General features: G+C 43.0%; 7 protein-coding genes and 1 pseudogene. All 8 read left to right on the top strand.

Features of this window, described 5'->3' with window-relative positions:
- A pseudogene (locus B4033_RS06550) lies at nucleotides 1-234 on the top strand (hypothetical protein); the annotation flags it as partial.
- Between the two features lie 461 nt (nucleotides 235-695).
- A complete protein-coding gene (gltB, locus tag B4033_RS06545; protein ID WP_286832773.1) occupies nucleotides 696-5,171 on the top strand; it encodes a glutamate synthase large subunit in 4,476 nt (1,491 codons plus the stop codon).
- 72 nt (nucleotides 5,172-5,243) lie between these two features.
- Entirely contained in the window at nucleotides 5,244-6,665 is a 1,422-nt protein-coding gene (locus B4033_RS06540; protein ID WP_286832772.1) for an FAD-dependent oxidoreductase, read from the top strand.
- Nucleotides 6,666-6,850: 185 nt separating this feature from the next.
- Entirely contained in the window at nucleotides 6,851-7,441 is a 591-nt protein-coding gene (locus B4033_RS06535) for a LemA family protein (RefSeq protein ID WP_103800490.1), read from the top strand.
- 28 nt (nucleotides 7,442-7,469) lie between these two features.
- Nucleotides 7,470-8,507 carry a TPM domain-containing protein gene (locus tag B4033_RS06530; RefSeq protein WP_286832771.1) on the top strand — a complete coding sequence of 346 codons (1,038 nt, stop codon included), beginning with the start codon at nucleotides 7,470-7,472 and terminating at the stop codon, nucleotides 8,505-8,507.
- Nucleotides 8,501-9,061, top strand: coding sequence for a TPM domain-containing protein (locus B4033_RS06525; RefSeq protein WP_286832770.1), 561 nt, complete (start codon nucleotides 8,501-8,503; stop codon nucleotides 9,059-9,061). The genes B4033_RS06530 and B4033_RS06525 overlap by 7 nt, the downstream gene beginning before the upstream one ends.
- A gap of 210 nt (nucleotides 9,062-9,271) precedes the next feature.
- Complete coding sequence (locus B4033_RS06520; protein WP_286832769.1) at nucleotides 9,272-9,616, top strand: prepilin-type N-terminal cleavage/methylation domain-containing protein; 345 nt, start codon at nucleotides 9,272-9,274, stop codon at nucleotides 9,614-9,616.
- Between the two features lie 48 nt (nucleotides 9,617-9,664).
- The coding region (locus B4033_RS06515; protein ID WP_286832768.1) for an O-antigen ligase family protein at nucleotides 9,665-10,632 on the top strand (968 nt) is incomplete at its 3' end.

The following is a 10,632-nucleotide window of genomic DNA, read 5'->3' as shown; positions in this document are numbered from 1 at the left end:
CGATTAAAAAATGTGCCTCTACCAAAAGTAGAGGAAACAGTAGTTCCTAAACCGCAGAGCCAGCCCTCATCAAATACGCCAAGTACCACCAGTACAACCATTGTTCGTCGTGATCCATCGGGGAATGTAGTAGATGTGCAGAAGTCTGAAAGCACTGTACCGTCAACGCCACGTGCTCAATCCAATGGTCAACAACGTGCTGAAGAACAAGAGATAAGTGATCCTTTTAACTAATACAAATTTGGGTGCGGGCTAAAATAGCGCACCCTGTATGAAAAAATGCTATAAATGTGCGCTTTTGGTGCAAAAAATACACAATAAAAATTATCACTCTGTTCCAAATATTTGCTAAATCTTTGTCATTGGTATTGTTTCTGTCTTAGTGCATCAAGTTGGCATGTTCTTTGCTTTATTGGTGCATGAATTGAATTAATCTCCCTGTTTTGGCGCGAAAATGATTCGATGATTATGCGTAAGTGTCATATTTAGTCGTTATTTTTATGTGATTTCTGAGTCTTTTAAACTTTATTTTTCATGCGTATTAATCTGAAAAGGTTTATCTTCAAAGTGTGAAGAAAAGTTTTACTCTGCTCATAGAAATTTCCTCGAAAGTAAATTGGACGCCATCGCAAAGACGGATTTAGATTGTTTAACAGCCCGCCAGGGCTTTGTGATAAGAAGGGTACGCTATGCACATGCCATCGCCTAATAATGTAGCTCCCGCTCAAGGTTTATACCAACCGGATGAGTTTAAAGATAACTGTGGTTTCGGTTTGATCGCCCATATGCAGGGTGATGCAAGCCATGATCTCGTCAAGACCGCAATTCATAGTTTAAGTTGTATGACCCACCGTGGTGGTATTGCCGCAGATGGTAAGACCGGTGATGGTTGTGGTTTGCTTTTGGCAATGCCAAAGGAATTCTTTCGTGAAGAAGCAAAGCGTTTAAGTGACATTACCTTAAGCGAAATTTTTGCTGTAGGTACGATCTTCCTGAACCTGGATCCTGCACTGGCAGCACACGCAAAACAAGTATTAACCAAAGAAATTGAAGAAGAAGGTTGCCGCGTTATTGCATGGCGTGTGGTACCAACGAATAATGGCGCATTAGGTGAGATTGCGATGCAGTCTTTACCTGCTTTTGAACAGGTCATTGTTAACTGCCCAATCGGTGTCACTGAGGTTGAATTTAACCGTAAGTTATTCCTGGCGCGTCGTCGTGCCGAGCAGAAACTGAAAAATGATCCATACTTCTATGTAACTACCTTATGCTCAACTGTGATCAGCTACAAAGGTCTGATGATGCCAGCAGCAATTGCTGACTTCTATACTGACCTAGCTGATGAGCGTCTGGCGTCACATATTGTGGTGTTCCACCAACGTTTCTCTACAAATACACTACCACGCTGGCCATTGGCTCAGCCATTCCGTTATCTGGCGCATAATGGTGAAATCAATACCATTACTGCGAACCGTAACTGGGCGCTGGCGCGTACACCTAAATTCGAAAATCCATTACTGCCAGGTTTGACTGAACTGAACCCAATTGTTAACCGTACTGGTTCGGATTCTTCTAGTCTGGATAACATGCTGGAAATCCTCATAGGTGGTGGTATGGACCTGTTCCGTGCGCTACGTATGCTGGTTCCACCCGCTTGGCAGAATGTTGAAACACTTGATGCTGACTTACGTGCATTCTACGAATTTAACTCTAAGCATATGGAAGCATGGGATGGTCCTGCAGGACTTGTAATTCAGGATGGTCGTCATGCGATCTGTATGCTGGACCGTAATGGTTTGCGTCCTGCGCGTTGGGTCGTGACTAAAAATGGTTACATCACCCTGGCGTCTGAGATCGGTGTATGGGGGTATGAGCCTGAAGATGTAGTATCTAAAGGTCGTGTAGGTCCAGGTCAGATTCTGGTTGTGGATACCTTGACTGGTAAAGTATTAGATACTCAGGATGTCAATAACCACCTGAAACGTATGCGTCCATACCGTGAATGGCTGCGTGAAAATTCAGTACGTCTACAGGGTAGCCCTGAGCTGGAAGAATATCTGTGCGATCAAGGCTTAAAAGGCGATAGCCTGAAAGCGGCACAGAAAATGTTCATGGTGACTTTTGAAGAACGTGACCAGTTATTACGTCCAATCGCAGAAAGCGGTCAGGAAGCTGTAGGTTCAATGGGTGATGATACGCCAATGGCCGTGTTATCACGTCAGGTCCGTCACGTTTCCGATTACTTCCGTCAGCAGTTTGCGCAGGTTACTAATCCGCCGATCGATCCATTACGTGAATCGATTGTGATGTCACTGGAAACCTGTTTCGGTCGTGAACAGAATGTATTTGAGCAAAGCCCAGAACATGCAGACCGTTTGATCGTATCCAGCCCAGTGCTGACGAATTCAAAAATGCATCAGATCCGTACCATCGGCCGTAAAGGTTATGAAATTGCGGACATCGACCTGAACTATCCAGAAGCAGAAGGTCTTGAAGCGGCGATTGCACGTATCTGTGAAGAATCTGCCCAAGCGATTCGTGATGGTAAGACTTTACTAGTTCTTTCAGACAAGAAAATCCGTGAAGGCTTCTTGCCAGCCAATGCTGTGATGGTCACTGGTGCAGTACACCATTATCTGATCAATACAGGTCTGCGTACCGATGCGAACCTGATTATCGAAACTGGTTTTGCTCGTGATCCACATCAGTTTGCTGTACTTCTAGGCTTTGGTGCGACAGCGATCTATCCATACCTGGCGTATGACGTGATCAATGATCTGGTTGCGAAAGGTGAATTGCTGGGTGATCCGGTATACGCGCAAAACAACTTCCGTAAGGGTATTGAAAAAGGCTTACTAAAAGTCCTATCTAAGATGGGTATTTCAACGGTTGCTTCTTACCGTGGCGGTCAGCTGTTTGAAGCAGTAGGCTTATCCAATGAAGTCGTGAACACATGCTTCGTTGGTGTACCAAGCCGTATTCAGGGTGCAACATTTGTTGATCTTGAAAATGACCAGAAACAATTGGCTGATATCGCGTGGAAAAACCGTAAACCAATTGATCAAGGTGGCTTGCTGAAATTTGTATTCGGCAAGGAATACCATGCATTTAACCCAGACGTAATTAATTCACTGCATAAAGCAGTACGTTCTGGTAATTATGCAGATTTTAAAGAATATGCAGAACTGGTGAATAACCGTCCGATCGCAACGATCCGTGACCTATTCAAACTGAAAACAGACAATTCGATTGCACTGGATCAAGTGGAATCTGTAGAAGAGATCCTGCCTCGCTTTGACTCTGCGGGTATGTCTTTAGGTGCATTGTCGCCTGAAGCACACGAAGCGATCGCGATTGCCATGAACACGATTGGTGGTCGTTCAAACTCAGGTGAGGGCGGTGAAGATCCAGCGCGTTACGGCACCATCCGTAACTCGAAAATCAAACAAATTGCATCGGGCCGATTTGGTGTGACTCCTGCTTACTTAACTTCGGCAGAAGTCCTGCAAATTAAAGTCGCACAAGGTGCAAAACCAGGTGAAGGTGGCCAGTTGCCGGGCGGTAAAGTGAACGGTCTCATTGCCCGTTTGCGTTACTCTGTACCAGGTGTAACCCTCATTTCGCCACCACCGCATCATGACATCTATTCAATTGAAGATTTATCACAGTTGATCTTTGATTTAAAACAAGTTAACCCACAGGCGATGGTGTCAGTTAAGCTTGTTTCTGAACCAGGTGTCGGTACGATTGCGGCAGGTGTAGCGAAAGCCTATGCTGACTTCATTACCATTTCTGGTTATGACGGCGGTACAGCGGCTTCTCCACTTTCCTCTATTCACCACGCAGGTTCACCATGGGAACTGGGTCTTTCTGAGGCACATCAGGCCCTTCGCGTAAATGACCTGCGTGGCAAAGTCCGTGTACAAACCGATGGTGGTTTAAAAACCGGTCTGGACGTTGTGAAAGCAGCAATTCTGGGTGCAGAAAGCTTCGGCTTTGGTTCAACACCAATGATTGCATTGGGTTGTAAATACCTGCGTATCTGTCACTTGAATAACTGCGCAACCGGTGTAGCAACTCAGCAGGATCACTTGCGTCAAGAGCATTATATTGGCGAGCCACAAATGCTGATCAACTTCTTCACGTTCATTGCTGAAGAAACCCGTGAATGGCTGGCAGCACTCGGTGTATCGAGTCTGAAAGACCTGATTGGCCGTACCGATCTGCTAGAAGTCTTGCCAGGTGAAACTGACAAGCATGCACATCTAGATCTGAGCAAATTGCTGGAGTCACATCCTGCAGCTGAAGGTAAAGCACAGTACTGTGAAGTTCAGGGCAATGCGCCGTTTGATAAAGGTATTCTGGCTGAGAAAATGGTGGAAGAAATTCTGACAGCGATTGAAGCAGGTACTGGTGGCGAATATCACTACAGCATTGGTAACTGTGACCGTTCGATTGGTGCACGTCTGTCTGGTGAGATTGCAAAGCGTTATGGCAACCTCAGCATGGAGGCTCATCCGGTTAAAGTAAACTTGCTGGGTACAGCAGGTCAGTCACTGGGTGTATGGAATGCCGGTGGTCTGCACATCAGCCTTGAAGGGGATGCCAATGACTATGTCGGTAAAGGTATGGCAGGTGGTCGTATCTCGATCTTCCCACCGAAAGGTTCGCCATTCCAGACACAAAATACCGCAATTATTGGTAATACCTGTCTGTATGGGGCGACTGGCGGTAAACTGTTTGCTGCAGGTACTGCGGGTGAGCGTTTTGCGGTACGTAACTCAGGTGCCTTTGCCGTGATTGAAGGTGCGGGTGACCACTGCTGTGAATATATGACTGGCGGTATTGTGACTGTGCTTGGTAAAGTTGGGCACAACTTCGGTGCAGGTATGACCGGTGGGTTTGCCTATGTGCTTGATCTGGATAACGACTTCGTTGACCATTACAACCATGAACTGATTGAGCTGAATCGTATTTCTACGGAAGCAATGGAAGAGCACAAAGAGTTCCTGGGTCGTATCCTGGATGAACATATTAAAGAAACAGGTAGTGCTTGGGCGTACAAGATCCGCCACGAGTTTGACTTCTATAGCCGTAAGTTCTGGTTGGTAAAACCAAAAGCTGCCAACTTGCAAACGCTGTTGAAAACAACTCAAGCTGATCCACAATAATTCCACTACTGCAGAAATGAAGGCAGATGCAAGGCAACTGTGAATCCCTTGCATCTACCCACGGAGAGAGACATGGCAGAACGCCTAAGTAATGACTTTCAATTCCTGGATGTAGCACGCCAAGATCCAGAGAAAAAAGAGATTGACGTCCGCAAAGCAGAATTTGTGGAAATTTATAAACCTTTCACAACTGAAGTGGCTGCAAATCAGTCACATCGTTGTCTAGGTTGCGGTAACCCGTATTGTGAATGGAAATGTCCGGTTCATAATTACATTCCAAACTGGTTGAAGTTGCTGGCAGAGGGCCGTATTTTTCAGGCAGCAGAACTGTGCCATCAAACCAATACCTTGCCAGAAGTCTGTGGTCGTGTTTGTCCACAAGATCGTCTATGTGAAGGGGCGTGTACCTTAAATGATGGTTTCGGTGCAGTCACCATTGGTAATGCAGAAAAATATATCAATGACACCGCCTTTGCATTGGGCTGGCGTCCAGATATGTCCAATGTAAAATGGACTAATAAAAAAGTTGCCATCATTGGTGCAGGTCCTGCCGGACTTGGTTGTGCGGATATTTTAGTTCGTGCCGGCGTAAAGCCAGTCGTGTTTGACAAACGTCCGGAAATTGGTGGCCTGCTGACGTTTGGTATTCCAGAATTCAAGATGGAAAAAGATGTGATGAAACGCCGTCGTGAAATCTTCACGGGTATGGGTGTTGAATTCCGTCTGAACACTGAAATTGGTACAGATGTGACCATCGACCAGCTACTGGCTGACTATGATGCGGTATTCATGGGTATGGGAACTTATACCTATATGAAAGGTGGTTTTGCCGGTGAAGACCTGAATGGGGTTTATGATGCACTGGATTTCCTGATTGCCAACGTGAACCGTTGCCAGGGCTGGGAAAAAGATCCATCGGAATACATCAGTGTTGAAGGCAAAAAAGTGATTGTTCTAGGTGGTGGTGATACCGCAATGGACTGTAACCGTACTTCAATCCGTCAAGGTGCTGAGTCTGTCGTCTGTGCTTACCGTCGTGATGAAGAAAACATGCCGGGTTCACGTCGTGAAGTAAAAAATGCGCGTGAAGAAGGGGTGGAATTCCAGTTTAACCGTCAACCAATCGAAATCGTTGGTGAAAATGGTAAAGTGACGGGGGTGAAATTCGTTACGACTCAACTCAGTGAGCCGGACAGTCGTGGTCGCCGTAGCCCGGAACCAATTCCAGGTTCAGAAGAAATTCTGCCTGCGGATGCAGTACTGCTGGCATTTGGTTTCCGTACCAGCCCAGCGGACTGGTTTGCAGATGTCGAGATTAATCTCGATGGTTCTGGTCGTGTCGTTGCCGCTGAACAGCAGCAATATAAATTCCAGACTTCGAATCCAAAAATCTTTGCTGGTGGTGACATGGTGCGTGGTTCTGACCTAGTGGTCACTGCGATCTGGGAAGGTCGTCAGGCTGCAGAAGGTATTCTGGATTACCTCGATATCTAACAGTTAAAAATTCACTGAAATCATTTAAAGAACCCGCTACGGCGGGTTTTTTTTATTTTTGATAATTTCCAAGCTTAAAATAGGAAGCATTAAAAAGATTATAAAAAGTAACAAAACTTTAGAAAATACTGTTTAAAATCAAATTAATTATATAAATATCAATAAAGAATTGAGGACGAGACATCATGCGTGTATTAAAACAATCTCTCATAGCTTTGATGCTGGCCAGTACCTTAACCCTGAGTGGCTGTGGCTATAACACCTTGCAAGTCAAAGATGAGGCTGTGACTGCAGCCTGGTCTGAAGTACAGAACCAGTATCAACGTCGTGCCGATCTGGTGCCGAATCTGGTGAATGTGGTGAAAGGCTATGCCGCGCATGAAGAGCAGGTGCTCACAGAAGTCACTCAGGCACGTGCCAATGTAGCAGGCCTCAAAGTCGATCAGGAAGTACTGGAAAATCCTGAACTATTCCAGCGTTATCAGGAAGCACAGTCACAAATGACCAGTGCTTTATCACGCCTGCTTGCGGTGACTGAAAACTATCCAGACCTGAAAGCCAATCAGCAGTTCCGTGATTTGCAAGTACAGCTAGAAGGTACAGAAAACCGGATTGCGGTAGCGCGTAACCGTTATATCACCACAGTTCAGGACTTTAATAGCTACGCACGTCAGTTCCCGCAGGTCATGACAGCTAAAGTGATTGGTATGGATACCAAACCAAACTTCAGTGCCGAGCAAAGTGCTCAGAAAGCTCCAACGGTGTCTTTTGAATAACTTGACGTATAAATAAGCGAGAAATCACATGCCTGAGATGCTGCTGAAATACTGTGCTGGGTTGCTCCTCATATTGGGTATGGGGCTAACAACACCGGCTTCAGCAGAAACAGCCACAGCAACGGATACTGAAGAAGTCATCGTGGCGCGTGAAATCTTGCAGCCTAAAACGAATCAAAATACTCCGGATCAAAGTACAGAAACTGCAGCATCACAGCCACAAATTGCCAATGATATGGCAGAAGGGCAGCTTCAGCGCGACTTGCCGAGTCTGAATGAACCGGTGATTGATCAGGCAAATTTACTGAGTCCCACTGAAAAACAGCAACTCAGTCAGCGTATTCTGAAACTTTATAATGAAGGCAAAGGGCAAATAGGTGTGGTCATTGTTCCGACCACCGGGCAGGAAGATATTTTTGATTATTCCATGCGTGTCGCTGAGGCCTGGCAGCTTGGTTCGGCTAAACGTGATAATGGTTTACTCATGACCATTGCCATCAATGATCGCCGCATTCAGATTTTGACTGGTTATGGTTTGGAAGGCATATTGCCTGATATTGTGGTAGGGCGAATTATCAATGACAAAATTACGCCGTATTTTAAGCAAGGGCAGTATGCTCAGGGGATTGATTCAGGACTGGCTGAAATAGAACGGATTTTAAATCTTGATCCAGAAATTGCAGCACAGGCCGCGGATGAACTGAAAGAGCGTCAGGAACAGGCTTATAAAGCCCAGCAAGCCTCTCAAGCAACTTTTGGTACTGTGATTTTTATTATCATCGCTGGTGTGGTTGCTTCGATGATTTTTGGTAAAAAACTCAGTGCTGTAACTGCTGCAGTTGCAGGCACAGCTGCTGGCTTAGTCAATGGCATGGGTTTAATTGCCAGTTTAATGATTGGGATTGGCGTATTTTTTGTATTAATCACTTCACTGGCGCAACTACTTTTGTATGCCTTTGTTTCTGGTGCTGGTCGTGGCGGTGGAGGACGAGGTGGATTTGGTGGTGGCGGCTTCGGTGGAGGCGGTGGCGGTTTTGGTGGGGGAGGAGCATCAGGCTCATGGTAACAACTACAGATACAACAGAGATTGTCACACAGCCGAAGCTGGAAGAGTATGCACGGCCGAGTTTTAAACGCTGGCTGAAACATTTCTTTTATATGCCGGCAACCAAGCGTTTTTTCTCCAAGCAGGATCAACATGCGATTGCACTAGCTGTTGAAGAAGCAGAGCATGGTCATGTCGGAGAAATTCAGGTCGTAATCGAGGGATGCTTATCTGCACGATCAGCCTATTATCAGGATACTTTGTGTAGAGCTCGACAACTTTTTGCCGAGCTCGGTGTCTGGGATACCGAATATAATAGTGGGGTATTGCTATATTTAAACTTGTGTGAGCATAAGGTTGAAATTGTGATTGATCGGGGAATCAAACAGGCGACAACTCAACAAGTCTGGGATCAGATTTGTCAGCATATTATTCAATTATTAAAGCAAAAGCAGTTTAAGCAGGGCGTGATTGAAGGTGTTATAGAAATTGGAAAAATTCTAGATCAGTACTATGATCGAAAGATAGGTGATTTAGAAAATGAATTAGGGAATAAACCAATCATTCTGGGGTGATTTTAGTCAACTAATTGACATTTTTTGTCAGTTAGTTACACAAAAGAAAACACAAAAATTACAAAAATAAAAATATTTTTTTAAAGTACTGTTTTTTCTCTAAATTTTATTATAATAAAACTTGGCACACTTAGTGCTAAATATAAAATTAAGCTAAATGAGCTTTTTCTTTAGGCTTATAAATAAACAAAAACATTTGTGGAGAATGTTATGAATGCTCAAAAAGGTTTTACTCTTATTGAATTAATGATCGTTGTGGCGATCATCGGTATTCTTGCTGCGATTGCGATTCCGCAATATCGCAATTATACAATTAAGTCAGCTGAAAATGCTTGTTTGGCAGAAACTAAGGCCTATGCAAATAAAGTTTTGGCAGATTTGAATAATGGTGCCACAAGTGTTGATGCTGCAGCTACTAAGGCTTGTAAAACAATTGTAGTTGCGCCAGCTAGTGGTTTAACCTTAGCTACCTTTTCAGGTGTAACTGGTACTCCTGCAGATCCAGGTGTTAAGATTGCTAAGTGTACTGATTCAGCTACTTGTTCTTTATCTTAATTAAAAATTAATAAAAGGCTAGGTAAAACTAGCCTTTTATTTTTAAAAATGAAAAATATCATTTTATTCTTATTTGTTTGTTATGGATTTATTATTTTTTCTGGCTTAAATCTATTCTGGAGTTATTATCCATATGATGGATTTCGTATTCTTCAGATTCTATTAGTTATATTTTCAAGTATTTATCTTTTGTTTCAAAAAAATATCATTTTAAAATCCAAAATTTATTTTATTCTTATCACTTTAACAGTATTGCTAATTTACTCATCATTTCAGTCTATTTATTCTCTTCGGGCCTTACAGGAAGTATTTCATTTTTTAGGGTTGTTAATCATATTTTTATGTTTGATTGGAGTTTTAAAAAATGTAGATCAAAGATTAATATTTACGCTGAGCCTTTTTCCAGTATTAACGCTTATCTTTTTGCCTATAGCATTAATAGATCGTTTATTGGGTAATCCATATGCAGTATGGACACAATCATTTGTAAATGTCCGAATGTTAGATGATGCGTTGTTGCCGTGTTTATTTCTGATTTGGTATTTTTCAACGAAATATTTAGATAATAAAAAGGTTCAGACTTTACTTTTTGTGGCATCTACCTTATTTTTTTTAAATTTCATATTGAATGGTTCTCGTGCCATATTTTTAAGTATTATTGTATCTTTTATATTTTTTTATTTTATAAGTAAAAGAAATTTTTATACATATTCTAAAATTCCGGCAGTATCTTTTTTAACTGCTCTTATCTTGCATTGGGTCTATAAAGCACTTAATTCTGACAATCAGAATATTTCTTTAGCGAGATATAGCTCCTCTGGAAGAATTGAAATTTGGTCTCAAACGTTAGAAGCTTGGTCCAATCATCTTTTGTGGGGGATAGGAGGGAATCATCTTCTTCTATATATTAAACATAGTGTTTTACATCCCCATAACTTGCCTATATTACTACTATCTGAATTCGGGTTAATTGTATTTATTTTGATTTTATATTTATTTTTATTATTAATTAATAA

This window comes from Acinetobacter sp. UBA3132 (assembly GCF_002364825.1).
GTDB lineage: Bacteria > Pseudomonadota > Gammaproteobacteria > Pseudomonadales > Moraxellaceae > Acinetobacter > Acinetobacter schindleri.
The sequence above is the reverse complement of the archived record's forward strand: the minus strand, read 5'-3'. Positions and strand labels throughout refer to the sequence as shown.

Excerpts from the sequence above, each read along its gene's own strand:
- B4033_RS06540 (WP_286832772.1), top strand. The coding sequence starts at position 5,244 with ATGGCAGAACGCCTAAGTAATGACTTTCAATTCCTGGATGTAGCACGC.
- B4033_RS06525 (WP_286832770.1), top strand. The coding sequence starts at position 8,501 with ATGGTAACAACTACAGATACAACAGAGATTGTCACACAGCCGAAGCTG.
- B4033_RS06530 (WP_286832771.1), top strand. The coding sequence starts at position 7,470 with ATGCCTGAGATGCTGCTGAAATACTGTGCTGGGTTGCTCCTCATATTG.
- gltB (WP_286832773.1), top strand. The coding sequence starts at position 696 with ATGCCATCGCCTAATAATGTAGCTCCCGCTCAAGGTTTATACCAACCG.
- B4033_RS06520 (WP_286832769.1), top strand. The coding sequence starts at position 9,272 with ATGAATGCTCAAAAAGGTTTTACTCTTATTGAATTAATGATCGTTGTG.
- B4033_RS06535 (WP_103800490.1), top strand. The coding sequence starts at position 6,851 with ATGCGTGTATTAAAACAATCTCTCATAGCTTTGATGCTGGCCAGTACC.